Genomic DNA, 26,175 nt, shown 5'->3' with positions numbered 1-26,175 from the left:
GTTCTCGTATAGAGGCGGGTGGCGTCCCGTTTGCGGGCGGGGTGCGATTCGGGTCGGTCGGGACGGAGTGGGCATGGCGAACGGGGACGATCTCTTCGAAGGCGGTGCGGCGCGCAAGCTGGAGGCGCAGCAGCAGGCGCCGGCCAAGCGCGGCGCGCGCGCGGCGGAGAAGGCGACCGGCGCGATCGGGGAGGCCGGCTACGACGCCTCCGCCATCGAGGTGCTGGAGGGGCTCGAGCCCGTGCGCCGGCGCCCCGGCATGTATATCGGCGGCACCGACGAGAAGGCGCTCCACCATCTCTTCGCCGAGGTGATCGACAACTCCATGGACGAGGCCGTGGCGGGCCATGCGAGCTTCATCGAGGTGGAGCTCGGCGCCGACGGCTTCCTCACCGTCACCGACAACGGCCGCGGCATCCCGGTGGACCCGCACCCCAAGTTCCCCGGCAAGTCCGCGCTCGAGGTGATCCTCACCACGCTGCATGCGGGCGGCAAGTTCGATTCGAAGGTCTACGAGACCTCCGGCGGCCTGCACGGGGTCGGCGTCTCGGTGGTCAACGCGCTCTCCGAGCGGCTCGAGGTCGAGGTCGCCCGCGGGCAGACGCTCTACCGCCAGGTCTATTCCCGCGGCCTGCCGCTCGGCCCGCTGGAGACGGTCGGCCGGGTGCACAACCGCCGCGGAACGCGAGTGCGCTTCAAGCCGGACCCGGAGATCTTCGGCCCGCAGGTGAAGTTCTCGCCGCTGCGCCTGTTCAAGATGGCGCGCTCCAAGTCCTACCTCTTCGGCGGCGTCGAGATCCGCTGGCGTTGCGACGCCTCGCTGGTGGTGCCGGGGGAAGGCTTCACCGAGGAGGCGACGTTCAAGTTTCCCAACGGCTTGAGGGACTATCTTCAGGCCGAGATCGAGGGCAAGGACCTGGTCGTCGACCAGATTTTCGCCGGAAAGGTCTCGAGACCCGGCGGCCACGGCTCGCTCGAATGGGCGGTGGCCTGGCTCGCCACCGGCGAGGACGGCTTCTCCTCCTCCTATTGCAACACGATCCCGACGCCGGAGGGCGGCACGCACGAGTCCGGGTTGCGCATCGCGCTGCTGCGGGGCCTGCGCGAGCACGCCGAGCGCGTCAACCAGACGAAGCGCATGAGCGCGGTGACGGCGGACGACGTCATGGTCACCTGCGCCGCCATGCTCTCGGTCTTCATCCGCGAGCCCGAGTTCCAGGGGCAGACCAAGGACAAGCTCGCGACGCTCGAGGCCTCGCGCATCGTCGAGAGCGCGGTGCGCGACGCCTTCGACCATTGGCTCGCCGCCTCTCCCGCGCAGGCCGGCAAGCTCCTCGACTGGGTCGTCGACCGCGCCGAGGAGAGGCTGCGGCGGCGCCAGGAGAAGGAGGTCGCCCGCAAGTCCGCGACGCGCAAGCTGCGGCTTCCGGGCAAGCTCGCCGACTGCACCCGGGCGGGGGCGGCGGGCTCGGAGCTCTTCATCGTCGAGGGCGATTCGGCCGGCGGCTCGGCCAAGCAGGCCCGCGACCGGCAGACCCAGGCGGTGCTGCCGCTGCGCGGCAAGATCCTCAACGTGGCTTCCGCCGGGCGCGACAAGCTCGCGGCGAACCAGCAGCTCGCCGACCTGATCCAGGCGCTAGGCTGCGGCACCGGGGCGAATTATCGCGACGACGACCTGCGCTACGAGAAGGTCGTCATCATGACGGACGCCGACGTCGACGGCGCCCACATCGCCTCGCTGCTGATCACCTTCTTCTACCGGCAGATGCCGCGGCTGATCGACAACGGCCATCTCTATCTGGCGGTCCCGCCGCTCTACAAGCTCACCCACGGCGCGAAGTCGGTCTACGCCGCCGACGAGGCCGAGCGCGAGCGGCTGACGAAGAGCGCGTTCAAGGCCAACGCCAAGGTGGAGGTGAGCCGCTTCAAGGGCCTGGGCGAGATGATGCCGGCGCAGCTCAAGGAGACGACGATGCATCCGGACAAGCGCCGGCTCCTGCGCGTCGCCATCGTCGCCGACGACCGCGAGGCGACGTCGGACGCCATCGAGCGGCTGATGGGCAACAAGCCGGAAGCGCGCTTCGCCTTCATCTCCGAGCGCGCCGCCTTCGCCGAGACGATCGATCTCGACATCTGAGGCCCGCCATCGCGTTGACCGAGCACGCTCCGCGAGGGAGGAGGACGAGCGGGTGACGCCGCTGGTTCCTGTCGGCAGAGCCCGGGCGCGGCCCGCCCGCCGCGCCGGGCGCCCGGAGAGAATCTCTCCCGCCCGCGCCTCGGACGGACCAAGTCTCCGCCGTCGCCGCGGAAAAAGGCCTCCCTCTCCGCGCGCGCGGCGTAGCCTTCCGCAACGTCGTTTCGCTGGAGGCCCGCCCATGACCGCGCACGTCTCGCGCCCCGATCGCCATCCCGCGCTCGCGCGTCTCGCCGACAAGCGGCTCCTGCGCGAGCTCTCCTATGTCGACGGCCGCTGGGTCGCGGGGGAGGCCGGCGCCGGTTTCGCCGTCACCGATCCGGCGAGCGGCGCCGGGCTCGGCTGGGTGACGGCCCTCGATGCGCACGAGACCGCGCGCGCCGTCGACGCGGCCGCGCGCGCGCAGGCCGGCTGGGCGGCGCTCCTGCCGCAGGAGCGCGCCGAGCGTCTTCGCGCCTGGCACGCCGCGATCCTCGCCGCCGCGGAGGACCTCGCGCTGCTGATGACGCTCGAGCAGGGCAAGCCTCTGGCCGAGGCCCGGGGCGAGATCGCCTACGGGGCCTCCTTCGTCGCCTGGTATGCCGAGGAGGCGACGCGCGTCGGCGCCGAGACATCGGCGAGCCATCTGCCGGGCGCGCAGAGCCTCGTCACCCGCGAGCCGATCGGCGTCGCCGCGCTGATCACGCCCTGGAACTTCCCCTCCGCCATGCTCACCCGAAAGGCCGCAGCGGCCCTCGCGGCCGGCTGCACGGTCGTCGCGCATCCCTCGCACCACACGCCGTTCTCGGCGCTTGCGCTCGCCGAGCTCGCCGAGCGCGCGGGCCTGCCGGCGGGCGTCCTCAACGTCGTCACCGGCGACGCCGAGACGATCGTCGGCGCGCTCGCCGACGATGTTCGGGTCGGCGCGCTCAGCTTCACCGGGTCCACCGAGATCGGCCGTCTCGTCGCCGCGCGCTGCGCGCCGACGATGAAGCACCTCGTCATGGAGCTCGGCGGCCATGCGCCGCTCGTCGTGTTCGAGGACGCCGATCTCGACCGCGCCGTCGAAATCGCCCTGGACGCCAAGTTCGCGACCTCCGGCCAGGACTGCCTCGCCGCGAACCGCATCTACGTCCACGCGCGCCTCTACGACGCCTTCCTCGCCCGCTTCGCGGAGCGGATCGCCGCCCTGCGCGTCGGGGACGGCCTCGAGCCCGACGTCGCGATCGGGCCGATGATGCACGAGCGGGCGGTGGCGAAGATCGCCGCGCAGGTCGCGGACGCGCGAGCGCGCGGTGCGCGGGTCCTCGTCGGCGGCGCGCCGCATCCGCGCGGCGGCTGCTTCGTCGCTCCGACGCTTCTCGCCGACGTGCCCGACGACGCGCTGATCATGCGCGAGGAGACCTTCGGCCCCGTCGCCGCCGTGACGCCGTTCGAGAGCGAGGACGAGGTCGTCGCCCGCGCCAACGCCACCGAGTACGGCCTCGTCGCCTATGTCGTCACCCGGGACCTCGGCCGGGCTTTGCGCCTCACGAAGCGGCTGCGCTTCGGCATGGTGGCGATCAACCGCGTGAAGATCACCGGCGCCCCCATCCCCTTCGGCGGCGTCAAGCAGTCCGGCCTCGGGCGCGAGGGCGCCCGCGCCGGGCTCGAGGAATTCACCACGCTCAAGTACGCCTGCCTCGACCTCGCCTGAGGCGCCGCGGCCCGGACCTGCCAGGAGACATCCCCATGAACGCACACGACAACCAGCTCACCGCCTGGGACCGCGACCACTTCTTCCATCCCTCGACCCATATGGGCCAGCACGCCCGCGGCGAGAGCCCGACGCGGATCGTCACCGGTGGCGAGGGCTGCACCATCGTCGATCGCGACGGCCGGCGCTCGCTCGACGCCTTCGCGGGTCTCTACTGCGTCAATGTCGGCTACGGCCGCACCGAGATCGCCGAGGCGATCTCGCGGCAGGCGCACGAGCTGGCCTATTACCACGCCTATGTCGGCCACGGCTCGGAGGTGGCGATCCGGCTCGCCAAGATGATCGTCGAGCGCGCGCCGGAGCCCATGAGCCGGGTCTATTTCGGCCTCTCCGGCTCGGACGCGAACGAGACCAACATCAAGCTCGTCTGGTATTACAACAACGTGCTCGGGCGCCCGGAGAAGAAGAAGATCGTCTCGCGCTGGCGCGGCTATCACGGCTCGGGCGTGATGACCGGCTCGCTCACCGGGCTTTCGCTCTTCCACGACGCCTTCGACCTGCCGCGTGCCCCCATCCTGCACACGCAGGCGCCCTATTATTTCCGCCGCCCGGACCTCGACATGTCGCAGGAGGACTTCTCCGACTTCTGCGCCGCCGAGCTCGAGGCGCTGATCGAGCGCGAGGGGCCCGAGACGATCGCCGCCTTCATCGGCGAGCCGCTTCTCGGCACCGGCGGCATCGTGCCGCCGCCGACGGGCTACTGGGAGAAGATCCAGGCGGTGCTCGCGCGCCACGACATCCTGCTCATCGCCGACGAGGTGGTGACCGGCTTCGGCCGGCTCGGCACCATGTTCGGCTCGGAGCATTACGGCATGCGCCCGGACCTCATCACGATCGCCAAGGGGCTGACCTCGGCCTACGCGCCGCTCTCCGGCTCGATCGTGGCGAAGGACATGTGGGAGGTCCTGGTCCAGGGCTCGGACGCGCTCGGACCCATCGGCCACGGCTGGACCTATTCCGCCCATCCGCTCTGCGCCGCGGCGGGCGTCGCCAACCTGGAGCTGATCGACACGCTCGGCCTCGTCGACAACGCCCGCGAGGTCGGCGCCTATTTCCGCGGCGCGTTGGCGGACGCGCTCGCGGGCCACGAGCATGTCGGCGAGGTGCGCGGCGACGGCCTGCTCGCGGCTGTCGAGTTCGTGGCGGACAAGGGCAAGCGCGTCTTCTTCGACGCCGAGGCCAAGGTCGGCCCGAAGGTCGCCGCGACCTTGGCGGCGCGCGGCGTCATCGGCCGCGCCATGCCCCAGGGCGACATCCTCGGCTTCGCCCCGCCGCTGTGCCTGACGAATGCGGAGGCCGACACGATCGTCGCCGCGGCGGCGGGCGCGGTGAAGGAGGTGCTGGGGTGAAGGGGCGCCGTTCGGGGGAGGCGGGCAGGGCGCCCGCCTCGGCCGACCTGATCAATCCAGGTGGAACTTCGCCCATTCGCGGTGCTCGGCCGCGATCTTGCGCACGGTGCCCGTCGCCGAGCGGTAGACCACCGTCTCGGTCTCGATCACCTCGGGGCCGAACTTCACGCCCATGGTCAGCGCCGAGTCGGTGACGCCGGTGGCGGCCACGATCACGTCGCCGGAGGCGAGCTCGGTGACGTCGTACTTCTTGTTGGGGTCCTTCACGCCCATGCCGTAGGCGCGCTCGCGCTTCTCCTCGGTATCGAGGACGAGGCGGCCCTGCATCTGGCCGCCGATGCAGCGCAGCGCGCCAGCCGCGATCACGCCCTCGGGCGCCGCGCCGATGCCGAGATAGATGTCGATGCCGGTCTTCTCGGGCTGGGTCGTGTAGATCACGCCGGCGATGTCGCCGTCGGAGATCAGCCGCACCGCGGCGCCGGTGGCGCGCACCTCGGCGATGAGATCGTGGTGGCGCGGGCGGTCGAGGATCAGCGCGGTGATCTCGGCGGGGGTGACGCCCTTCGCCTTGGCGAGAGAGCGGATGTTCTCGGTGGGCGTCGCGTCGAGGTCGACGACGCCGGCGGAATAGCCCGGGCCCACCGCGATCTTGTTCATGTAGACATCGGGCGCGGCGAGCAGCGTGCCGCCCTCGGCCATCGCCATCACGGCGATGGAGCCCGGCATGTCCTTGGCGCAGAGCGTCGTGCCCTCCAGCGGGTCGACGGCGATGTCCACCTTCGGGCCGGTGCCGTTGCCGACGCGCTCGCCGATGAAGAGCATCGGCGCCTTGTCGCGCTCGCCCTCGCCGATGACGACGGTGCCGTCGATGCCGAGTCTGTTGAGCTCGCGGCGCATGGCGTCGACCGCCGCCTGGTCCGCCGCCTTCTCGTCGCCGCGACCGCGCAGGCGCGCCGCGGACACGGCGGCGCGCTCGGTGACGCGCACGAGCTCGAGCGTCAGGATGCGCTCGATGAAGACGTTCGGGACGATGTGTGACGGCGGCTTCATGAACCGGACCTCCTTCTGAGCCTCGACGCGGGCGCGGGACGCCCGGCCATGACGACAACGGCGCTCACTCGCGCTCGATCCGGATCACCTGCGGCGGCTCTGCGACGTGCCCGTCGGCGTCGATGCGCGCCAGCGCCTCGCGGATCGCGGATTCGGTCGTCGCGTAGGTGATGAGCACCACGGGCACCGGCGCGCCGGAGCGGCCGGTCGGGTCGACGTCGGCGGTGCGGGCGCGGTGCTGGATGATGCTCTCGAGCGAGATGTCGGCCTGGGCCATGCGGGTGGCGATGCCCGCGGCGGAACCGGGACGATCGAACACCGAGAGGCGGATGTAGTAGCCGCCCTCGTGGCGCTGCATCGGCGCGCGCTGCGGCCTCTCCAGCCGCGCGGCCGGAACGCCGAAGGCGGGGCGCGTCGCGCCGACCGCCACGTCGCAGATGTCGCCGATCACGGCGGAGGCGGTGGCGTCTCCGCCGGCGCCCGGACCGATCAGGCTGAGCTCGCCCACTGCGTCCGCGTCGATGGCGACGGCGTTGAGCACGCCCATCACCTGCGCGAGCGAGGCGGTCTTGGGCACCATGGTCGGGTGGACGCGCTGCTCGATGCCGGTCTTCGTCCGCTCCGCGACGCCGAGCAGCTTGATCCGGTAGCCGAGCTCGTCCGCCATGGCGATGTCGATGGGCGCGATCTTGGAGATGCCCTCGACGTAGATCGCCTCCGGGTCGAGCGCGACGCCGAAGGCGAGGCTCGTGAGGATGGCGAGCTTGTGGGCCGCGTCGTAGCCCTCGACGTCGAAGGTCGGGTCGGCCTCCGCGTAGCCGAGGCGCTGTGCGTCGGCGAGGCATGCCGCGAAGGAGAGCCCCTCCGCCTCCATGCGCGAGAGGATGTAGTTGCAGGTGCCGTTGAGGATGCCCGACACGCGGGAGACCCGGTTGCCGGAGAGCGCCTCGCGCAGGGTCTTGACCACCGGCACGCCGCCGGCGGCGGACGCCTCGAAGGCGAGCGCGACGCCGTTCTCCTCGGCCAGGCGGGCGAGGGCGAGCCCGTGCTTGGCGAGCAGCGCCTTGTTGGCGGTGACGACGTGCTTGCCGGCGGAGAGCGCCGCCTCGACGAGCGCGCGGGCGGGCCCCTCGTCGCCGCCGATCAGCTCGACCACGCAATCGACGTCCGGGTCCCGCGCGAGCGCGGACGCGTCGTCGTGCCAGGCGGCGTGCGCGAGATCGAGCCCGCGGTCGCGGCTGCGGTCGCGGGCGCAGACGGCGGTGAGCGCGATCGGCCGGCCGGCGCGCGTCGCGAGGCTCTCGGCGTTGCGCGCGATCAGCCGCGCGACGCTCGCCCCGACGGTGCCCAACCCGGCGATCCCCACCCGCAGCGGCTCTTTCATCGAACGATGTCCTTCTTCCCGACCGGCGCGACGGTATTGCACCCTTTCGCGCGCGCTTTCAAGGAAGGGGGCGGGAAACACGCGCGGTCGCGTTCGGCAAACCGAATGTGTCTCCGCGCCCGCACGAGCCGCCTCGCAGCCGCTTGCACCGTGGGCGTTTGCGTGGAGCGCAAGGTCTGTGCGAGGCCATTGACGCGCCCCCTCCGTTCTCTTAAAAGAACGATCGTTCTTCCGTACAGACGCCACCGAGGGAACGCCGCGATGACCGACCGCACGCCCGGGTTCAACACGCTCGCCATCCACGCCGGGGCCACGCCGGATCCGACGACCGGGGCTCGCGCGACGCCGATCTACCAGACGACCTCGTTCGTCTTCGACGACGTCGACCACGCCGCCTCGCTGTTCGGCCTCCAGGCCTTCGGCAACATCTACTCGCGCATCGGCAACCCGACCTGCGCGGTGCTCGAGGAGCGCGTCGCCGCGCTCGAGGGCGGCACCGCCGCGCTCGCGGTCGCGTCCGGCCATGCGGCCGAGTTCCTGACCATGCACGCCCTGATGCAGCCGGGCGACGAGTTCGTCGCCGCCAAGAAGCTCTACGGCGGCTCGATCAACCAGTTCAACCATTCCTACAAGAACTTCGGCTGGACGGTACGCTGGGCCGACACCGAGGATCCGGCGAGCTTCGAGGCCGAGATCAACGAGCGCACCAAGGCGATCTTCATCGAATCGATCGCCAATCCCGGCGGCGTCATCGTCGACATCGCCGCGATCTCGGCCATCGCCAGGAAGCACAAGCTGCCGCTCATCGTCGATTCGACCATGGCGACGCCCTATCTCTGCCGCCCCATCGAGCACGGGGCGGACATCGTCATCCATTCGGCGACGAAGTTCCTCGGCGGCCACGGCAACTCGATCGGCGGCGTCATCGTCGACGCGGGCACGTTCGACTGGGCGGGCGACGAGCGCTACCCGATGCTCTCGAAGCCCCGCCCAGAATACGGCGGCATGGTGCTCGGCGAGACCTTCGGCAACTTCGCCTTCGCCATCGCCGTGCGGGTTCTCGGCCTGCGCGACCTCGGCCCGGCGCTCTCGCCCTTCAACGCCTTCATGATCCTGCAGGGCATCGAGACGCTGCCGCTGCGCATGCAGCGCCATTGCGACAACGCGCTCACCGTGGCGCGCTGGCTCTCGGAGCATCCGGCGGTGGAGTGGGTGTCCTATCCGGGGCTGCCGGGCGACAAGTACAACGCGCTGGCCGAGCGCTATACGCCGAAGGGCGCTGGCGCCGTCTTCACCTTCGGCCTGAAAGGCGGCTACGACGCGGGCGTGGCGCTCGTCTCGAAGCTGCAGCTGTTCTCGCATCTCGCGAATATCGGCGACACCCGCTCGCTGGTGATCCACCCGGCCTCGACCACCCACCGCCAGCTCACCGACGAGCAGCGCGTCGCCGCCGGCGCGGGCCCGGAGGTGGTGCGCCTCTCGGTCGGCATCGAGGATCCGGAGGACCTGATCGCGGACCTGGATCAGGCGCTGGCGGGGTGAGCAGGCACGGGGCGGGGGGCGTGACGCGCCCCCTTCCCATCCGCCCCGCTCTCCGCCAAGCTCCCGCAGCGTCACCCCGCCTCGGGAGCCCCCCATGATCGCCATCGGCGACGACAATCCGCTGCGGCACGTCCGCAGCGCCTACGTCAATCACGCGCTGATCGCCGCTTGCGTGATCGCCTTCTTCCTCGTCCCGGAGACGGCCATCGAGTACGCGCTGCTGCCGGCGCAGATCGTCGGCGCGGGCGGGCTCGGGCCGCAGACGGGGAGCGTGCCCGGCTGGGCGACGCTGTTCACCTACACCTTCCTGCACGCGGGCTTTCTCCACCTCCTCGGCAACATGGTCACGCTCTGGGTCTTCGGCGACAATGTCGAGGACGCTTTGGGGCACGTGCGCTACCTCGTCTTCTTCCTCCTCGCCGGCGCCGCCGGCGGCCTCGCGGAGGCGTTCCTCACCGGCGACCCCGGCATCCCGGTCGTCGGCGCGAGCGGGGCGGTGTCGGGGGTGATGGGCGCCTACCTGATGCTGCACCCGCGCGCGAAGATCTTCGTCCTCGTCGGCTTCCGCGTGCCGGTGGCGCTGCCGGCGGGGCTCTTCGTCGGCTTCATGATCGCGCTGAACCTGATGATGGCGCTCTCCGGCGACACGGGTGCGATGGTCGCCTGGTGGGCGCATGTCGGCGGCTTCGCGGCGGGGATGATCCTGGTCGGGCCGATGCGCTATCACGACGTCGCGCTGTTCCAGCCGGCCCACGCCTATCCCGACCAGACGAAGCGCTTCGCCTTCGCCCGGCGCTTCGTCATCGACCTCACCCCGAGGGTGGTCGCCGGCGTGGAGCGCTCCATGTCCGAGCGCGTCGCCGCCGTGGCGAAGGCGCTCGGGTTCTTCATCGCGATCATGCTCGTGGTGGAGCTGTTCGTGCCATAGACGCGCACCTCCCGGGCCTCCGGGACTCGGCATCGGTGGCGGGGAGAGGAAGGACGAGACGTCGGCGCGCGCTTTTCCTCCTCCCTTGTGGAGGAGGTGTCGGCGAAGCCGACGGAGGTGGGTCGCCGTGCAGCGCGAGCCCTCGTCGATGCTATCGTGCGGGATGTGTGCGTCGCTACCCTCGAGACAGTTCTGCACGACCCACACCCCCGGCCCCTCGCCACAAGGGCGAGGGGAGACCGTCGGCGCACGACACCTCGGGTCGCGACCGTCCTGCCGAAGGCCGGGGCGGGGGCGCGCGCTTGGGGAAGGTTCCGCGCCCCTGCCATGCGCGCGCCCGGCTTGCTCGCGCGGGCGCGGGGGCGCACAAGAAGCACCCGAAGGTCGAGACCGCCATGAACGACACCGCCTCGCCCGCCTCCCGCGCGGCGGCGCACGCCCCCGTGGCGGCGCCGGACGACGCCGCGCGGCATGCGCCGATGCGGTTCGGCGAGTTCGTCGCCATGGTCGCCGCGCTGATGGCGCTCAATGCGCTCGCCATCGACGTGATGCTGCCGGCGCTCCAGGACATCGGCGCGGCGCTCGGCGTCGCCGACCCGAACGACCGGCAGGCGATCCTGCCCGTCTACCTCCTCGGCTTCGCCATCGGCCAGTTCCTGATCGGCTCGGTCTCGGACCGCTTCGGCCGGCGCGCGGTGCTGATCGCGGGCCTCCTGTTCTACGTTGCGGCGGCCCTGCTGTGCACGCTCGCGCCGACCTTCGAGGCGCTGCTTCTGGGGCGCTTCGTCCAGGGCCTCGCCTCGGCCGCCCCGCGGGTCGTGACGATCTCGATCGTGCGCGACTGCTACGGCGGACGGCGGATGGCGAGCGTGCTCTCGCTCGCCATGATGTTCTTCCTCGTCGTGCCGGTGATCGCGCCGGCCATCGGCCAGGCGATCGTGCTCGTCGCGCCCTGGCGCGCCATCTTCGGCCTCCTCGCCCTCTACGGGCTCGGCATGCTGCTGTGGACCGCGACGCGCCTGCCGGAGACGCTCGCGCCCGAGCGGCGGCGTTCGGTCGGCCCGCGCGCCCTCGCCGCCGCCTTCCGCGAGGTGTTCGCCACGCGCCAGACGCTGGGCTACGCCCTCGCCGGCGGGACCATGTTCGGGGCGATGTTCGGCTTCATCGTCTCGGCCGAGCAGATCTTCGCCGAGCTCTACGGCCTCGGCGCGCTGTTCCCGCTCGCCTTCGCGGCGATGGCGCTGTCGATGTCGCTGTCGTCGCTGATCAATTCCCGCCTCGTCGGCCGGCTCGGCATGCGCCGGCTCTCGCACGGGGCGGTGGCGACCTTCACGGCGATCTCGCTCGCCCTGCTCGCGCTGGAGCTGGCGGGGGCGCTCACGCTGGCGCCCCTGATGATCCTGCTCGGCGGGGTGATGTTCCTCGTCGGCATGATCTTCTCGAACTTCAACGCGCTGGCGCTCGAGCCGATGGGCCACATCGCCGGTACGGCCTCCTCCGTCTTCGGCTCGGTGACGACGCTGATGGCGGCCCTGATGGGCGGCGCCATCGGCCAGGCCTACGACGGCACGGTGCTGCCGCTCGTCGCGGGCTACGTCGTCCTCGGGCTCACCACGCTCGCGATCCTGCTGGTTACCGAGAAGGGACGGCTGTTCGAGCGCGGGGCGTGAGGCGCAACCTCCTCACGCGGCCTCCTCGCGCGCCGCCCGCTTCGCGTCGCGCCGGCCCAGGACCGCGTAGATCCCCCCGGCGATCCCGGCGAGCACGCCGCCGGTCCCCACGGCCCAGACCGGCGCCGTCGCCGCCGCCAGCGGCCCGGCGAGGATCGGCGGCACGCCGCGGCCCAGAGACCGCAGCGAGGCGTAGATGCCGAGTACCCGGCCCTGGTCGCGGTCCTCGGTCGTCTTCGAGACGAGCGCCGTCAGGTTCGGCCGGGCGAGGCCGTTGAACACGGCGAAGAAGGGCACGAGCGCGTAGAGCTGCCAGGTCGTCTGCACGAGCGTGGTCGCGAGGATCGTCGCCGCGACGCCGAACAGCACGACAAGCACGACCCGCTCCGCGCCGTATCGCTCCTTCACGCGCTCGACGAGGAGGGTCTCGACGAGGACGAAGCCGATCCCGATCGCGGTGAAGAACAGGCCGATGTCGGTCGTGCCGAAATCGAGCCGCTCGATCAGGAAGACGTTGAAGAAGGTCGTGAAGAAGGCGAAGCCGAGATAGAAGGCGAGCCCGGTGACGTAGAGCGTGCGTCGCGGCCGGTCGTGGAAGGCGTCGCGCACGTTGGCGAAGGCGCGCGTGGCGTCGAGCCGGTCCTCCTTTCGCTCCGCCAGGGTCTCCGGCAGCGCGAAGAACACGATCGCGATGTTCACGAGGCTGAGCGCGGCCGCCAGGAAGAAGGGCACCGCGGGCGAGAACCAGGACACGATGTCCGGATCGGACAGGACGCCGCCCAGCAGCGGCCCGAGCACGAAGCCGGCCGAGAGCGCCGCCGAATAGTAGCCGAAGCCCTTGGCGCGCTTGTCGCCGTCGGTCAGGTCGGCCATGGTCGACTGCGTGATCGCGACGTTGCCGCCAGTGACGCCGTCGACGAAGCGGGCGACGAAGAGGAGCGGGATCGAGGCGAGGAGCGCGCCCGTCCCGAACAGCAGGTAGGCCGCCGTCGACCCGCCCACCGAGGGCAGGATGAGCTTGCGCCGGCCCCATCTGTCCGCGAGCTGGCCGAGCACCGGCGCCGCCGCGAACTGGGTCAGCGCGTAGGTCGCGCGGAGCAGCCCCAGGAGAACGTAGCCGAGCGCCACCTGCTCGGCCGTGTCCAGCAGGTAGAACTCCGAGGACGGGTCGGCGAAGAGGATCGGCAGGATCGGCAATAGGACGCCGAAATCGAGCTCGTCGAGGAAGACGGAGAACAGCAGGATGCGCTTCGCCCGTCGACGGGATCGGGGATCTCGGGGGGACGCGGTCTCGGCGGGCACGGGCGGTCTCGTCGCGAGACCGGGAGCCTCGCGCCTTTCCTTCGGGGGGGAGCGATGATCGGAGCGGGCAACGCGCGGGGGGCGGGGACGTTCGCCCGGGGCGACGACAGGCCGCGCGCCTCAGCCGCCGTGCCCGCCCGCGCCGAAGCGCTCGCGCAAAGCCGCGCAGACGTCCCCGCGCTCCACCGGCGCGGTGAACCAGACGACGTCGTAGGCCGCCGCCGCGTCGCCGAACGTCTCCATGAGGGCGGCGGGGTCGCGCGCGTCGGCGGGCGCCTCGACGAAGGCGATCGAGAGCACGTCGCGCCCGGGCGCGCGGGCGTCGAGATAGAAGGGAACGCCCTCGGCGCCGACATGCCCTGCGCCTGCGATCAGCACAGCCGGCCGGCCCGCGGCCTCCAGCAGCGCGTCGGCCATGCGGGCGTCGCGCAGGCGCTGCGCGGCGACGAAGGCCGGCACGGCCTCCGCAGGCAGGAGATCGCAATGGCCCTCGACGATGGCGCGCTCCATCCGCGCGGCGGCGGCCGCCGGCAGCGGGCGGTCGAGGCCGAGGCGGGCCCGTTCCGCGTCGCCGGCGCCGAGCGGATCGGCGAGCTCCGCCCGGGCCGCGTCGCCGCCGACGGCTTCCCAGCCGGCCTCGAGGGCTACGGACAGGATCGGGGCGTACATGCCGTAGTCGGGCCAGCCGCGGGCCTCCCACCTCAAGGCCTCGCCCAGATTCGGCACGTCCCGCGGCCGCGCGTCGGCGAGCGGGGCGTCCTCGTTCCCGCGGACCATCTCCAGGACGAGACGGCCGTCGACGGCGTCCTCCGCCGCCTCCGCGATCGCCCAGGCCTGGAGCGCGTGGTGGTCCGGATTGTCGTGGCGCTCGCCCAGCAGCACGACGTCGGCGGCGGCGATCCGGTCGGCCAGCGCGTCGGAGGTGAGCGTCGCGCCCGTGCGGGCGTCGCGGATCGTCCCGACGAGCGGGCCGCCGGGGGCGATGGCGGGGGCCGGCGCGGCGAGAGCCGAAGCGGCGAGGAGCGCCGCGAAGGCGGCGAATGCGATGCGGGTCATGCCCGCTGACATGGGCGAGCGGCCCTGGGACGACCAGCGCCCGCGACGACGGGTCCTGGGATTCGCCTCGCCTGAAACGGCCGCGCTTCCTCTGCGTTGTCCACGCGATCGCGCCACCGAGGAGGAGCCCGTGTCCCCCACAGCCGTCCCCTACGACCAGCCGCCCATCGCCGAGTACGCGCTCATCGGCGATTGCCACGGCGCGGCGCTGGTGTCGCGCACGGGCGCGATCGACTGGCTGGCGCTGCTGCGCTTCGACGACGACCCGACCTTCTTCCGCCTCCTCGACGGCGGCCAGAGCGGCGATCACGGCGGGGGCGCCTGGGAGATCCTCCCCGACGGCGTGATCGAGGTGCGCCGGGCCTATCTCGAGCGCACCAACGTGCTGCGCACCACCTTCGTCTGCGAGAGCGGCGTGCTCGAGGTCACGGACTTCATGCCGGTGGGGCGCACGCGCGAGGCGTCCGTGCACGACTACGTCTCCCTCAACGCCCCGGGCTGGGTGATCCGCCGGCTCGAATGCACCGAAGGGCGCGTCTCGGTGACCTCGCGCTTCTCGCCGCGGGGGCCGGGCTTCTCGAAGGACCCGCTCGCCCTCGTCGTGGAGGAGGGCCGCGTCGCCGCCGCGGGCGGGCTGATGCTCTGGTGCGGCGGCGCCATCGAGACCCGCGACGGCGAGGCGCTGATCCGACACGAGATCGCCGCAGGCGAGGTGGTGCCCACCGTGCTCACCCACGTCATGCCGCTGTTCGACCCGCGCGAGCGGGCCGAGGACCTGTTCCGCGTCACCTGCGCCTATTGGCGGGAATGGACGGAATACGTGCGCTACCGGGGCCCCTACCTCGAATGCGTCGTCCGATCGGCGCTGGCGCTGAAGTGCCTCACCTACGCGCCCACCGGCGCCCTCGTCGCGGCGGCGACGACGTCGCTGCCGGAGGAGCTCGGCGGCGCGCGCAACTGGGACTACCGCTTCTCCTGGCTGCGGGACGCCACCTTCGCGCTCTTCGCGCTGTCGGCGCTCGGCTACAGCGGCGAGGCGGCCCGGTTCTCGCACTTCCTCACGCGGCGCTGCCTGCGCGAGGGCTCGACCATGCGCATCGTCTACGGGCTCGACGGCGAGCCCTTCCTGCCGGAAAGCGACCACGAGCATCTCGCCGGCTATCACGGCTCGCGGCCGGTGCGCACCGGCAACGGCGCCGCCGAGCAGCGCCAGCTCGACGTGTTCGGCGAGGTGCTCGACTGGGCCGAGCTGCGCCATGCGCTCGGCGCCGAGCTCGGGCCCGACGAGAAGGCGCTGATGGCCTCCATCGCGGACCATGTCTGCCTGACCTGGCATCTGCCCGACCAGGGCCTGTGGGAAATGCGCTGCGATCCGCGCGACTTCGTGCAGGGCAAGGCCATGGCCTGGGTCACGCTGGACCGCGCCGTGCGCCTTCTCGGCGACCGGCCGCTCTGGCGCGAGAACCGGGACGCCATCCTCGCCGCCATCCGCGAGAAGGGGCTCGCGGGCGATCCGCCCCATCTCGTCCAGAGCTTCGGCCGCACCGAGACCGACGCCGCGCTCCTTCAGGTGCCGCTGCTCGGCCTGCCGCTGGAGAAGGAGATCTACGAGGCCACCGTGCGCAAGGTCGAGGAGGAGCTGAAGGTGGGCGATCTCGTCTATCGCTATCGCGGCGCGGACGGGCTTTCGGGCGAGGAGGGCGCCTTCATGATCACGAGCTTCTGGCTGGTGGAGGCCTATCTCGCCGTCGGACGCGGCGAGGAGGCGCGGGAGCTGTTCGAGCGGCTCGTCGCCCGCGCCAACGACGTCGGGCTCTATGCCGAGGAGATCGACCCGAAGACCGGCGGCTTCCTCGGCAACTTCCCGCAGGCCTTCACGCATCTCTCCCTGATCTCGAGCGCGGCGCTGCTCCATCTCTACGAGGCCGGCGGCGCCGAGGCGATCCGCGGCTCGAACACCGACCGCGCGCGGCGCCTCGTCGGCAAGACCGAGGGCTTTCGGGCGCTCGCCTACGCGCTGGTGCGCAACCGCTCGGTGAAGCTGTTCTCGTCGAAGGAGAGCGTTCTCACGCTCGATTGACCGGTCGAACGCCTCCGGACGAGGCCGGCGCGCAGGCGCCGCCGGGCGCCAGCGCCGCGGCGATCTCGGCGATGCTCCCGAAGACGTGCGCGGGCCCCACCCGCGCCAACGCCTCCGGCGTGTTGTATCCCCAGGACACCGCGCCGAAGGCGAGGCCCGCCTCGTGCGCCGCCTCGCCGTCGCGGATCTCGTCGCCGACGCACAGGACGTGGGGCGGCGGCACGCCCGCGCGCCTCACCAGCGTGCGGAAGACGCGCGCCTTGCCGAACAGCTTGGCGCCGCAGGCGAAGGTCTCGACGCGGGCCGCCGCGGGGCCGAGCGCGCGGCGGACCGCGACCTCGCCGTTCGAGCTCACGACCGCGAGGCGCACGCCCCGCGCATCGAGAGCGGCCAGCATCTCCGGCACGCCGGGAAAGAGCGCGATCTCCGCCGCTTCGGCGAGTCGATGGACATGCGCGGCGATGCGCGGCAGCTTCCAGGCCGGCACCTCCAGGTGAGCCACGATCTCGCGGGCGGACAGGCCGCGCATCGCCGCGACGTCGAGGCCAGCGGCCGCCGGTATGGCGAACCGCGCCGCGATGTCGTCGAGCAGCGTCGAGAACCATGGCAGAGTGTCCGCGAGCGTGCCGTCGAAATCGAAGATCGCGAGGCGGTAGGGCGGCGGAGCGGTCTTGACGGGAACGGGTCGCGTCGGCATGGCGGCCTCCTGACGAGCAGCGTGCGCCGCACCATCTCGCGGCGCAACCCGGAGGAACGCGCAGATGCGCTCTGTTCCTTGCGTCCACGCAATTGATTCTGGCCAAGGGCGGGAGCATTCTATGCGCATGACGCACGAACCCGGCTCCGCCGCCCCCGATGCGGCCTCCTCCACCCGCCCCATCGCGCCCGGTGCGCGAATCGGGCACGTCCATCTCAAGGTCGCCGACCTCGAGCGCGCGCTCGGCTTCTATTGCGGCGTGCTCGGCTTCACGCCGACGCAGCGCTACGGAACGGACGCGGCCTTCGTGTCGGCCGGCGGCTATCATCACCACATCGGGCTCAACACGTGGCAAAGCAAGGGCGGGCGTCCGCCGCCGCCCGGGGCGACGGGCCTGTTCCACACGGCGATCCTCTATCCCACCCGCGCCGATCTCGCCGACGCCCTGCGTCGCGTCCTCGCCGCCGGCTACCCGCTCTCGGGCGCCTCGGATCACGGGGTGAGCGAGGCGCTCTATCTCGACGACCCGGACGGCAACGGCGTCGAGCTCTACTGGGACCGGCCGGAGGCCGACTGGCCCCGCGACGCGGACGGGAACCTCGCCATGGTCACCCGCCGCCTCGACCTGGAGAGCCTGCTTGCGGAGCGGGCGCCGTCCGGGTCCTGACCCGCACGCGCCCATGCCGCGATGCCTGCCGCGCGCAGTCGGGCTGCGTCGTGCGCAGATGACAGGACACGCGTTTGCGCGCAGTCTCCCGCGCCCCGAGCCGCATCGCGCTCGGCAGAGGCGGGAGCGGCATGCGAGGGATCGGACGACAGGCGCGCGGGGAGGGCGGCGACGCCGGCATGGCCCTGCGGCTCGCCGCCTTGTCGGCCGCGGCGTTCGCCGGCGTCGGCGTGCAGGCGCCGTTCCTGCCCATCTGGCTCGAGGGTCGTGGGCTCGACGCGACGACGATCGGGATCGTCGTCGCCCTGCCGATCTGCGTGCGCATGCTGGCGAGCGCGCCGCTCACCGCGCTGACGGATCGCGGCGTCTCGGCGCGCCGCCTGCTCGTCGTCGCGCACCTCTCCCTCGGCCTCGCCTTCGCGCTGCTGTTCCTCGCGCCCGGGCCGTGGTCGATCGCCCTCGTCGTCGTCGTCGCGGCCCTGGCGCAGTCGCCCATCGTGCCCGCGACCGATCTCGTCCTCACCGACCAGGTGCGCGAGCGTCCGCGTCTCGATTACGGCCGCCTGCGCATCTTCGGCTCGCTCGCCTTCCTGGCGACGTCGGTGGGGATGGGCTACCTGCTCGAGATCGCCCCGCTCGACGCGGTCGTCGTCGCTCTCGTCGCGGCCGGCCTCGTCGGCGCCGCGATCGCCTTCGCCACGCCGCCCCTGACGCAGGAGCGGGCGAGCCCGGAGCGCCGCGCGCCGCCGGCGAGGCTTCCGCGGGCGCTCCTCCTCGTCATAGCCGCGGCGGGGCTCGTCCAGGCGAGCCATGCCGGCGTCTACGCCTTCGGTTCGATCCATTGGAAATCGCTGGGCTTTTCAGGCTCGACGGTTGGCTATCTCTGGGCCGTCGGCGTGGTGACGGAGATCGTGCTGTTCTACTTCGTCGGCCGCTCGGTCGGGCGCTCCTCGGGCCTTCTCCTGATCGCGCTCGGCGCCGGCGCGGCCGTCGTTCGCTTCGTCGGCCTCGCGCTCGAGCCCGGGCCGCTCGCGACCTTCGCCCTGCAGAGCCTGCACGGGCTGACCTTCGGCGCGACGCATCTCGGCGCCATGGCGGCGCTGACCGCGCTCGCTCCGCCGGGCGCGCGCGGCCGGGCGCAGGGCGCCCTCGCCGCCGTCCAGGCGCTCGGCATGGCGAGCGCCATGGCGCTCGGCGGGGTCGTCTACGACGCCGCCGGCGGGCTCGTCTTCCTGGCGATGGCGCCGCTCGGTGCGGCAGGGCTCGCGCTCGTGGCGGTCGCTGGGCGTGCGCGGCTCAAGGAAGGCTTAAAGGCTCTGCGGTAGGGTCGTCCGAGTTTCGAGGAGCTTGTGCGATCCCATGACCCTCCCGCGCGCCGAGCCGACCCGTCCCGACGATCTCCTGGAGCTTCCGCTCACACCCGAGGGCGTGCGCGCGCTTCGCCGGCGCTTCTACGGCGACGACGACGCGATCTCGCTCGACGAAGGCGAGACCCTGTTCGCGCTCGCGCGCGCCGTCGGCGAGCGCGGCTGCCGGGAATGGAGCGACTTCTTCTGCGAGGCGATCGCCGATCTCCTCGTCAACCAGATCATCCCGCGCGGCTACCTGTCGGAGGCGCAGGCCGCCTGGCTGATCGCGCGGCTCGAGGGGCGCCCGGCTCTGTCGAGCGAGTTCGCCGCGCTGATCAAGGTCATGGAGCTCTCCCGCTCGGTGCCGGATCGGCTCGCGGCCTTCGCGCTCGGCCTCGTCCGCGACGTGGTGCTGACGGGGGAGGGCGAGGCGATCACCGGCGCGCGGCACGAGCCGGGCCGCGTCACCCGCGCCGACGTCGACGCCCTGCGCCGCGTCCTCTTCGTCGCCTCGAGCGAGGGCTTCGGTCACGTCACCCGCGCGGAGGCGGACGTCCTGTTCGACATCGCAGACGCCACGGCCGGGGCGGAGAACGACCCGAGCTTCGCCGACCTCTTCGCCCGCGCCGTCGGCAATCATCTCCTCGCCGGGCCGGGCCGGCATGCGCCGAGCCGCATGCAGACCCTGCGCCGGGAGACCTGGCTCGACCAGCGGCGCAGCCTCGGCTCCGGCATCGCCGCGAGCTTCAAGTCCATGGCCGCCCAGGCCTTCGGCCTGGCCCCGCGCGACCCCGATCCCCAGCCGGAGACGCTCGACGTGGTCGCGCTGACGCCCGACCGGGTCGACGACGAGGAGCTCGCCTGGCTGATCGGGCGGATCGAGGCGCGGCCGGGCTTCTCCGCAGCGGAACAGGCGCTTCTCGCCTTCCTCGTGCGCGAATGCGAGAACCTCTCGCCCCGGCTCAAGGCGCTCGCCGCGCTCGCTGCGTGAGCGCCCGCTCTTGACGCGCGCGGCTCGCGACGCTTCCCTCCGGAGCCCCGCTCACGAGACAGGACGCTCCAGATGCCGCTCTACGCCCTCGACGACGTCACGCCCGAGCTGCCCGGCGAGGGCCGCTACTGGATCGCTCCGGACGCGCACGTGATCGGACGGGTGCGGCTGGGCGTCGACGTCGGCATCTGGTTCGGCGCCGTGCTGCGCGGCGACAACGAGCCGATCGACGTGGGCGAGGGGACGAACATCCAGGAGCACGCCGTCTGCCACACCGATCCCGGCGCGCCGCTGACCATCGGCGCGCACTGCACGATCGGCCACCACGCGATCCTCCACGGCTGCACCATCGGCGACAACAGCCTGGTGGGGATGGGCGCGACGGTGCTGAACAACGCGGTCCTGGGCAAGAACTGCCTCGTCGGCGCCAACGCGCTCGTGACCGAGGGCAAGACCTTCCCCGACAATTCGCTGATCGTCGGGGCGCCCGCGCGTGTCGTGCGCACGCTCGACGAGAACGCGGTCCTGCGGATCCGGCACTCCGCCGATCGCTACGTCGGCAATTGGCGGCGCTATGCCGCGGGCCTGCGCCGGCTCGACTGAGCCGGCGCGGCGGGCGCGATCACCGGGAAGCCGCGACCGTGGTGGGAGAGGCGACCACGCCGCCCAGGGAAACCCAGGCCGAATCCATGGCGCCTTCGCGCTTGATGTAGGTATAGCCGGTGGCCGCCCACGGCTTCACGGCGTCGAGCTTGTTGTCGAGGATCAGGTCTCCGTGATCCGTGCGCACGGCGAGGACGGCGTGACCCTCGTTGTTCTCGTCGAGCACCACGGTCATGCGCATCGCCCGGCGGGGAATGCCCGCGGCGGCGAGACGGGCGCGCTTCAAGAGCTGGTAATCCTCGCAATCGCCGTAGCCGGTCTCCGGAAACTCCCAGCTGTCGACGACGCCCCATTGCTGGGCGTCGGTCATCGGCCTGACCTGCCGGTTGACCTGCCGATTGACGCTCACGATCGTCTGCCAGATCGCCGGGGTGAGCTGGATCACTTCCGGCTCGTTGCGGTTCACCGCACATTCGGCCGGGTTGGCCGCACAGAAGCGCGACCAGGCCGGCACGGGCCGTGCGCCGCCCGTCGTGGCGAGCTGATAGGACGGCTCCGGGAACGGCGCCGCGCTCGCGCCGACCGGCGCGCCGGCGATCAGGGCGGCGGCGCCGATCGCCGCGGCGAAAGCCGCGATCTTGCGCCGAAGCCCCGACGCCCGCAGGATGATGTCTCCGGCGCCAGCGCCGACGTTCCGAATGTGCCGCATGACCGCGCCCCACGGTTCGTTGTTAAGCTTCTGTTTAGGAGGCTGCCATGGTCGGGCGCGGGGCTCAAGCCGCTCGGCACGATCACGGCTAACGATCCCGCGAGGCGTTGGTTCCGCGCAACACACTGATTTTCCAGCGCAAGCTTGGCCGTAAGCGGCGCAGGGACGACGCCTCCCTTGGGGAGAGGTCCCGAAAAGGGGAGGGGCCAGCCTCGCGGCTGGCCCCTCGTGCGATCCCGGTCGGGGACGGGGAGGGTGGGGACGTGACCGGGTGTCGCAACCCCGTGCGCGCGCCCGTGCGGCCGCGAGGCCGCCCGAGCCGGAGCGAATCAGTTTCGGTTGGCGGTCGCCACGGGCGAGCGGACGTGGCCGAGCGAGGTCCATTGCGCGCCGTCGGAGCCCTCGCGCTTGACATAGACGTAGCCGGTGTCGTGCCAGGGCAGGACGGCGTCGCGCTTGTTGTCGAGGATGAGGTCGCCGCGGTCGGTGCGCAGCATCAGCACGGCGTGGCCCTCGCCCTCCTCGTCGATGACCACCGTCATGCGCATGGCGCGCCGCGGCAGCCCCGCCTGGGCGAGCAGGTTGCGCTTGAGCAGCTGGTAATCCTCGCAATCGCCGAAGCCGCCCGTCGGGAAGGTCCAGAGGTCGGCGAGGCCGTAGGCTTCCCAGTCCGTGGTCGGTCGCACCGCCGCGTTCACGCGCGTGTTGACGTCGAGGATCGTGCGCCAGCTCCCGGCGTCGAGGCGGATGACGTCGGGCTCGCGGCGATCGACGGCGCATTCGCCCGGATAGGAGCGGCAGAAGTCGACCCAACCTTGAATGGGTCGCGCCGCGCCCGCATCGTAGCTCGCCACCGACATCGCGGGCAGCGCCTGCGCCGCGCCGGCGGCCATGAACGCGGCCCCCGCCAGAAGAGTGGTGATGATCGTCTTGCGCATGGTTCTCTCCCTGTCCGAGGGAGAGACTGGGCGCGGAGGTTGCGCCGTGCGCTGAAACGAATAGGCGCAATTCGAGCGATTCGGGCGCGGACGCGGCGCATGGCCCCTCTATCGCGCGTCAAAGCTGACGTGCGGTGACGCGATCGCGTCGAATTGAACGGTTTTCGGCAGGAGAGCGAGAGCGGGCGCGCCGAGGCGCAGGAGGCCCGGTCTCAGAGAACGATGTTCTCGTCGAACTTGTCGGGCGAGATCTGCAGCAGGAACTCGACGGCGATGCCGTTCTGGAAGTGGCGCACCACCCGCGCCGGTGTCGAGCCGACGAGGAGCCCTGCGCCGATCCCCGGGCGCTTGTCCGTGGCGATGCCCGCGCCCGAGATCGAGACGTCGATCAGGGTGGCCGGCAGGTCGATGCCCTCGTCGAGCTTGAGCACGACCTCCTTGTGCACGGGCGCGATGCGCTCGTGGCGGCGATCTTCGGGCAGCCCGAGCTCGTGGCGGTTGGCGAGCCAGGTGAGCTGGGAGGCGAGCTTGTCGCGCTTGCGCGCCGTCGCCTGGATGGAGAGCGCGAAGCCGCGCTCGGTGTGCCGGGCGATCACGCCCTCGACGCGCCCGATATGCTCGAAGTAGCACACGACCCGCTCGCCGATCTGCCCGCGCACGGGCGCGATCAGCGCGACGCCGCCCGGGGAGAAGTCCACGCTCTGGCAGGGATATTCCTGGTGGTTCTGCAGCATGTAGCGCCCCAGCAGGACGACCTTGACGCGGGCGTGCTGACGTCTGTCGGTGCGGCGCAGGGTCAGGGCGCTCTCTTTCGGCAGCGTCAGGGGCGAACCGGACATGCTTTCTCGGGCCTCGGCCAGATCACGGGTGCGGATCCGGACCATAGGGCCGTTTGGTTAAGAGCCGCTTTCCAGTGCGCCGCTCCGCGAGAAAGTCGATCAGGGGTTTCAGAGTCGCCCGCCCTGGTGCACGACGAAGCGCCGGCGTCGTTCGCCCGCGTCGAGCGGTGGCGCCATCTCTTGGAGCGGCCGGCCGGAGGGCCAGATCACCCGCATGGACACGGTCGTGAGCGCGCCGATGGCGTGATAGCCGATCCAGGACGGGACGACCCGCGCGGAGAGGCAGCCCAGCGCGCGGGCGTTGGGGCGTCCGCGATGGCGGAGCGGCAGCACGACGAGCTCGAGGTCGACGGTTTCCCCGGTGTCCGTGGCGCCGACGAGGCCGCAGAGCACCCCCGCGGTCTCGTCCACGACGATGTCGAGGTTGCGGCGCATGTCGTGTCGCGCGCGCTCGGGCCAGAGGTCGACGAGGCGGCCGTCGCGCAGCTCGCGGCCGAAGAGGGCGCACATGCGCGTGCCGGCGAGGCGGAAGCGAGCCTCGCGCTGGGCGTCGAGCTCCAGCACGAAGGTGTCGGCGAGGACGTGGCGGATCTCGCCCGGCTCGATCTCGCCACGCTCGGGCGCCGCGCGCTCGCCGCGCAGGGCGTCCCAGTACGAAAACAGCATCCGCGACGCGGGGTGCTTCATGCCTCGTCTCCCGTTCCGCCGGCGCGTGCCGCGGGCCGTATGACCCGTTGTGCGACACGCCCGGCGCGCATTCCTTCTTCGGCGAGTCGGAACGCGAAGGCCATGCCCCCCGTGCCCTGCGAACGGGGAAACCCTTGGTTAACCTTAACGAGAGCTTACCGTTGCCGAGCCGGGCCGGCGAGGGCACTCTGACCCGGCTTCTGGACTTCGTTTCGACGGGGAGGCCGGGACGGGACACGCGCCGGAAAGAGCGTGACGACCAAAGACGTTTCGAGCCTCGACACGCGACGGGGGAGGGCGACGAGCCCTCCCCCGTTTGCCTTTCGAGCGGAGGCGTCGGCCGCCCGCCCCCTCACCGCATCGCGTGACCGTGCTGGCCGTCGAGCTGGACGCCTTCGCTCGGCAGCGATTCCGCGGGCATGGCGTGGGCGCGCTCCACGTCCGGCGGCACCGCCTCCTTCACGAGAGACGCGAGCGCCTCCTCGAGGGGCAGGCTCGTCTGCTCCTGCGAGCCGAGCCGGCGGATGTTGACCGTGCGCTCGGCCGCCTCGCGCTTGCCGACGACGAGGATCACCGGGACCTTGGCGTGCGAGTGCTCGCGCACCTTGTAGGTGATCTTCTCGTTGCGCAGGTCGGCCTCGACCTTCAGCCCGGCGCGCTTCGCCGCCGCCGCCACCTCGCTCGCGTAGTCGTCCGCGTCCGAGGTGATGGTGCACACCACCGCCTGGCGCGGCGCGATCCACAGCGGGAAGTGCCCGGCATAGTGCTCGATCAGGATGCCGAGGAAGCGCTCCATCGAGCCGCAGATGGCGCGGTGGACCATGACCGGCATCTTCTTTTGCCCGTCGGCGTCGACATAGAAGGCGCCGAAGCGCTCCGGCAGGTTGAAGTCCACCTGCGTCGTGCCGCATTGCCAGTCGCGCCCGATGGCGTCGCGCAGGACGTATTCGAACTTCGGCCCGTAGAAGGCGCCTTCGCCGGGGTTGATCGCGGTCTTCACCCGGCCGCCCGCCTTCCGTTCGATGTCCTCGAGCACGCGCGCCATCACCGCCTCGGCGTGGTCCCAGGAGGCGTCGGAGCCCACCCGCTTCTCCGGCCTGGTCGAGAGCTTCACGACGATCTCCTCGAAGCCGAAATCGGCGTAGGTCGAGAGGATCAGGTCGTTGATCTTCAGGCACTCGTCGGCGAGCTGCTCCTCGGTGCAGAACACGTGCGCGTCGTCCTGCGTGAAGCCGCGCACGCGCATCAGCCCATGCATGGCGCCCGACGGCTCGTAGCGGTGCACCACGCCGAACTCGGCGAGCCGCAGCGGCAGGTCGCGGTAGGACTTCAGCCCGTGCTTGAAGATCTGCACGTGGCCCGGGCAGTTCATCGGCTTCAGGGCGAACCAGCGCTTGTCCTCCGCCTCCTCGCCGGCGGACTGGGCCGCGAACATGTTCTCGCGATACCAGCCCCAGTGGCCGGAGGTCTCCCACAGCGAGGTGTCGAGGATCTGCGGCGCGTTCACCTCGTCGTAGTCGGCGGCGAGGCGCCGACGCATGTAGGAGACGAGGTTCTGGAACAGGCTCCAGCCCTTCGGGTGCCAGAACACGACGCCCGGCCCTTCCTCCTGAAAGTGGAACAGGTCCATCTCCCGCCCGAGGCGGCGATGGTCGCGCTTCTCCGCTTCCTCGAGCTGCTTGAGATAGTGCTCGAGATCCTCCTTCGAGGCCCAGGCGGTGCCGTAGATGCGCGTCAGCATCGGGTTCTTCGCGTCGCCGCGCCAATAGGCGCCGGCCACCTTCATCAGCTTGAAGGCGTCGCCGATGCGCCCGGTCGAGGGCATGTGCGGGCCGCGGCAGAGGTCGAACCAGTCGCCCTGATGGTAGATCTTCAGGTCCTGGTCGGCGGGAATGGCCTCGACCAGCTCCACCTTGAAGCTCTCGCCCTTGGCCGCGAACACCTCCTTCGCCCGGTCGCGCGACCAGATCTCCCGGGTGAACGGCCGGTCCGCCTTGATCAGCTCGCGCATCTTCGCCTCGATCGCGGCGAAGTCGTCGGGGGTGAAGGGCTCCTCGCGATGGAAGTCGTAGTAGAAGCCGTTGTCGATCACCGGCCCGATCGTCACCTGCGTGCCCGGAAAGAGCGTCTGCACGGCTTCGGCCAGCACGTGCGCGCAATCGTGGCGGATCAGCTCCAGCGCGCGCGGGTCCTCGCGGGTGACGAACTCGATGGCGGCGTCGGCGCGGATCTCGTCGGAGAGGTCGCGCAATTCGCCGTCGAGCGTCATCGCGACCGCCTTCTTGGCGAGCGACTTCGCGATCGACTCGGCCACCGCGCGGCCGGACACCGCGTCCGGGAACTCGCGCTTGGCGCCATCGGGGAAGGAGAGGGTGATCATGGGTCGGGCTCCTTGCTCACTCCTG

The 26,175-nt window shown here is 71.5% G+C and carries 21 protein-coding genes; 11 read left to right on the top strand and 10 right to left on the bottom strand.

All coding sequences use genetic code 11. The features are described from left to right. Positions 1–73: 73 nt before the first annotated feature. From parE to ABL310_RS13955, 3 genes are all read left to right on the top strand, one after another. Entirely contained in the window at positions 74–2,137 is a 2,064-nt protein-coding gene (gene parE / locus ABL310_RS13965) for a DNA topoisomerase IV subunit B (protein WP_349367622.1), read from the top strand. Between the two features lie 238 nt (positions 2,138–2,375). Continuing rightward, on the top strand, positions 2,376–3,869 hold the full coding sequence (locus tag ABL310_RS13960) for an NAD-dependent succinate-semialdehyde dehydrogenase (RefSeq protein ID WP_349367621.1): 1,494 nt from the start codon (positions 2,376–2,378) through the stop codon (positions 3,867–3,869). A gap of 35 nt (positions 3,870–3,904) precedes the next feature. Beyond that, positions 3,905–5,278, top strand: coding sequence for an aspartate aminotransferase family protein (locus ABL310_RS13955; RefSeq protein WP_349367620.1), 1,374 nt, complete (start codon positions 3,905–3,907; stop codon positions 5,276–5,278). 51 nt (positions 5,279–5,329) lie between these two features. Here the strand turns inward: ABL310_RS13955 and glpX are convergent, their stop codons facing one another. Together glpX and ABL310_RS13945 are read right to left on the bottom strand one after the other, a co-directional pair. Next, positions 5,330–6,328, bottom strand: a complete 999-nt coding sequence (gene glpX, locus ABL310_RS13950) for a class II fructose-bisphosphatase (RefSeq protein WP_349367619.1) — start codon at positions 6,326–6,328, stop codon at positions 5,330–5,332. Between the two features lie 64 nt (positions 6,329–6,392). Beyond that, positions 6,393–7,712, bottom strand: a complete 1,320-nt coding sequence (locus ABL310_RS13945; protein WP_349367618.1) for a homoserine dehydrogenase — start codon at positions 7,710–7,712, stop codon at positions 6,393–6,395. Between the two features lie 261 nt (positions 7,713–7,973). On the opposite strand from ABL310_RS13945, the gene ABL310_RS13940 reads away from it, so the two are divergent. The 3 genes from ABL310_RS13940 to ABL310_RS13930 all read left to right on the top strand — a co-directional run bounded on the left by ABL310_RS13940 (position 7,974) and on the right by ABL310_RS13930 (position 11,852). Next, the gene (locus ABL310_RS13940) at positions 7,974–9,254 is read left to right on the top strand and encodes an O-acetylhomoserine aminocarboxypropyltransferase (protein WP_349367617.1); all 1,281 of its coding nucleotides are present in this window, start codon (positions 7,974–7,976) and stop codon (positions 9,252–9,254) included. 94 nt (positions 9,255–9,348) lie between these two features. Further along, entirely contained in the window at positions 9,349–10,182 is an 834-nt protein-coding gene (locus ABL310_RS13935; protein WP_349367616.1) for a rhomboid family intramembrane serine protease, read from the top strand. Between the two features lie 395 nt (positions 10,183–10,577). Further along, the gene (locus ABL310_RS13930; RefSeq protein WP_349367615.1) at positions 10,578–11,852 is read left to right on the top strand and encodes a multidrug effflux MFS transporter; all 1,275 of its coding nucleotides are present in this window, start codon (positions 10,578–10,580) and stop codon (positions 11,850–11,852) included. Positions 11,853–11,864: 12 nt separating this feature from the next. Here ABL310_RS13930 and ABL310_RS13925 read toward each other — a convergent pair whose 3' ends face one another. Both ABL310_RS13925 and ABL310_RS13920 read right to left on the bottom strand, forming a co-directional pair. After that, a complete protein-coding gene (locus tag ABL310_RS13925; protein WP_349367614.1) occupies positions 11,865–13,154 on the bottom strand; it encodes an MFS transporter in 1,290 nt (429 codons plus the stop codon). A gap of 120 nt (positions 13,155–13,274) precedes the next feature. Further along, positions 13,275–14,210 (bottom strand): ChaN family lipoprotein, encoded by a 936-nt coding sequence (locus tag ABL310_RS13920; protein WP_349367613.1) that lies wholly within the window; start codon positions 14,208–14,210, stop codon positions 13,275–13,277. A 130-nt stretch (positions 14,211–14,340) separates the two neighbouring features. Between ABL310_RS13920 and ABL310_RS13915 the strand changes: the two genes are divergently transcribed. Then, on the top strand, positions 14,341–16,290 hold the full coding sequence (locus ABL310_RS13915) for a glycoside hydrolase family 15 protein (protein WP_349367612.1): 1,950 nt from the start codon (positions 14,341–14,343) through the stop codon (positions 16,288–16,290). On the opposite strand, the gene ABL310_RS13910 is transcribed toward ABL310_RS13915, so the two are convergent. Then, positions 16,277–16,987 carry an HAD hydrolase-like protein gene (locus ABL310_RS13910; protein ID WP_349367611.1) on the bottom strand — a complete coding sequence of 237 codons (711 nt, stop codon included), beginning with the start codon at positions 16,985–16,987 and terminating at the stop codon, positions 16,277–16,279. The genes ABL310_RS13915 and ABL310_RS13910 overlap by 14 nt on opposite strands. A gap of 127 nt (positions 16,988–17,114) precedes the next feature. Between ABL310_RS13910 and ABL310_RS13905 the strand changes: the two genes are divergently transcribed. From ABL310_RS13905 to ABL310_RS13890, 4 genes are all read left to right on the top strand, one after another. After that, positions 17,115–17,654, top strand: coding sequence for a VOC family protein (locus ABL310_RS13905; RefSeq protein ID WP_349367610.1), 540 nt, complete (start codon positions 17,115–17,117; stop codon positions 17,652–17,654). A 131-nt stretch (positions 17,655–17,785) separates the two neighbouring features. After that, a complete protein-coding gene (locus ABL310_RS13900; RefSeq protein ID WP_349367609.1) occupies positions 17,786–18,979 on the top strand; it encodes an MFS transporter in 1,194 nt (397 codons plus the stop codon). Positions 18,980–19,013: 34 nt separating this feature from the next. Beyond that, complete coding sequence (locus tag ABL310_RS13895) at positions 19,014–19,994, top strand: hypothetical protein (RefSeq protein ID WP_349367608.1); 981 nt, start codon at positions 19,014–19,016, stop codon at positions 19,992–19,994. A gap of 72 nt (positions 19,995–20,066) precedes the next feature. After that, positions 20,067–20,597 (top strand): gamma carbonic anhydrase family protein, encoded by a 531-nt coding sequence (locus tag ABL310_RS13890; RefSeq protein WP_349367607.1) that lies wholly within the window; start codon positions 20,067–20,069, stop codon positions 20,595–20,597. A gap of 19 nt (positions 20,598–20,616) precedes the next feature. On the opposite strand, the gene ABL310_RS13885 is transcribed toward ABL310_RS13890, so the two are convergent. From ABL310_RS13885 to thrS, 5 genes are all read right to left on the bottom strand, one after another. Continuing rightward, entirely contained in the window at positions 20,617–21,306 is a 690-nt protein-coding gene (locus ABL310_RS13885) for a transglutaminase-like cysteine peptidase (RefSeq protein WP_349367606.1), read from the bottom strand. Positions 21,307–21,635: 329 nt separating this feature from the next. Further along, positions 21,636–22,244, bottom strand: a complete 609-nt coding sequence (locus ABL310_RS13880; protein ID WP_374730330.1) for a transglutaminase-like cysteine peptidase — start codon at positions 22,242–22,244, stop codon at positions 21,636–21,638. Between the two features lie 212 nt (positions 22,245–22,456). Beyond that, on the bottom strand, positions 22,457–23,083 hold the full coding sequence (locus ABL310_RS13875; protein WP_349367605.1) for a PilZ domain-containing protein: 627 nt from the start codon (positions 23,081–23,083) through the stop codon (positions 22,457–22,459). Positions 23,084–23,191: 108 nt separating this feature from the next. Then, positions 23,192–23,770 (bottom strand): PAS domain-containing protein, encoded by a 579-nt coding sequence (locus ABL310_RS13870; protein WP_349367604.1) that lies wholly within the window; start codon positions 23,768–23,770, stop codon positions 23,192–23,194. Between the two features lie 352 nt (positions 23,771–24,122). Continuing rightward, positions 24,123–26,150: a threonine--tRNA ligase gene (thrS, locus tag ABL310_RS13865; RefSeq protein ID WP_349367603.1), complete on the bottom strand. Its 2,028-nt coding sequence runs from the start codon at positions 26,148–26,150 to the stop codon at positions 24,123–24,125. Between the last annotated feature and the right edge of the window lie 25 nt (positions 26,151–26,175).

Source organism: Salinarimonas sp. (genome assembly GCF_040111675.1).
GTDB lineage: Bacteria > Pseudomonadota > Alphaproteobacteria > Rhizobiales > Beijerinckiaceae > Salinarimonas.
The sequence above is the reverse complement of the archived record's forward strand: the minus strand, read 5'-3'. Positions and strand labels throughout refer to the sequence as shown.

Coding starts and splice junctions, on each gene's coding strand:
- parE (WP_349367622.1), top strand. CDS start 74: ATGGCGAACGGGGACGATCTCTTCGAAGGCGGTGCGGCGCGCAAGCTG.
- ABL310_RS13960 (WP_349367621.1), top strand. CDS start 2,376: ATGACCGCGCACGTCTCGCGCCCCGATCGCCATCCCGCGCTCGCGCGT.
- ABL310_RS13955 (WP_349367620.1), top strand. CDS start 3,905: ATGAACGCACACGACAACCAGCTCACCGCCTGGGACCGCGACCACTTC.
- glpX (WP_349367619.1), bottom strand. CDS start 6,328: ATGAAGCCGCCGTCACACATCGTCCCGAACGTCTTCATCGAGCGCATC.
- ABL310_RS13945 (WP_349367618.1), bottom strand. CDS start 7,712: ATGAAAGAGCCGCTGCGGGTGGGGATCGCCGGGTTGGGCACCGTCGGG.
- ABL310_RS13940 (WP_349367617.1), top strand. CDS start 7,974: ATGACCGACCGCACGCCCGGGTTCAACACGCTCGCCATCCACGCCGGG.
- ABL310_RS13935 (WP_349367616.1), top strand. CDS start 9,349: ATGATCGCCATCGGCGACGACAATCCGCTGCGGCACGTCCGCAGCGCC.
- ABL310_RS13930 (WP_349367615.1), top strand. CDS start 10,578: ATGAACGACACCGCCTCGCCCGCCTCCCGCGCGGCGGCGCACGCCCCC.
- ABL310_RS13920 (WP_349367613.1), bottom strand. CDS start 14,210: ATGACCCGCATCGCATTCGCCGCCTTCGCGGCGCTCCTCGCCGCTTCG.
- ABL310_RS13910 (WP_349367611.1), bottom strand. CDS start 16,987: ATGCCGACGCGACCCGTTCCCGTCAAGACCGCTCCGCCGCCCTACCGC.
- ABL310_RS13905 (WP_349367610.1), top strand. CDS start 17,115: ATGACGCACGAACCCGGCTCCGCCGCCCCCGATGCGGCCTCCTCCACC.
- ABL310_RS13900 (WP_349367609.1), top strand. CDS start 17,786: ATGCGAGGGATCGGACGACAGGCGCGCGGGGAGGGCGGCGACGCCGGC.
- ABL310_RS13895 (WP_349367608.1), top strand. CDS start 19,014: ATGACCCTCCCGCGCGCCGAGCCGACCCGTCCCGACGATCTCCTGGAG.
- ABL310_RS13890 (WP_349367607.1), top strand. CDS start 20,067: ATGCCGCTCTACGCCCTCGACGACGTCACGCCCGAGCTGCCCGGCGAG.
- ABL310_RS13885 (WP_349367606.1), bottom strand. CDS start 21,306: ATGCGGCACATTCGGAACGTCGGCGCTGGCGCCGGAGACATCATCCTG.
- ABL310_RS13880 (WP_374730330.1), bottom strand. CDS start 22,244: ATGCGCAAGACGATCATCACCACTCTTCTGGCGGGGGCCGCGTTCATG.
- ABL310_RS13875 (WP_349367605.1), bottom strand. CDS start 23,083: ATGTCCGGTTCGCCCCTGACGCTGCCGAAAGAGAGCGCCCTGACCCTG.
- ABL310_RS13870 (WP_349367604.1), bottom strand. CDS start 23,770: ATGAAGCACCCCGCGTCGCGGATGCTGTTTTCGTACTGGGACGCCCTG.
- thrS (WP_349367603.1), bottom strand. CDS start 26,150: ATGATCACCCTCTCCTTCCCCGATGGCGCCAAGCGCGAGTTCCCGGAC.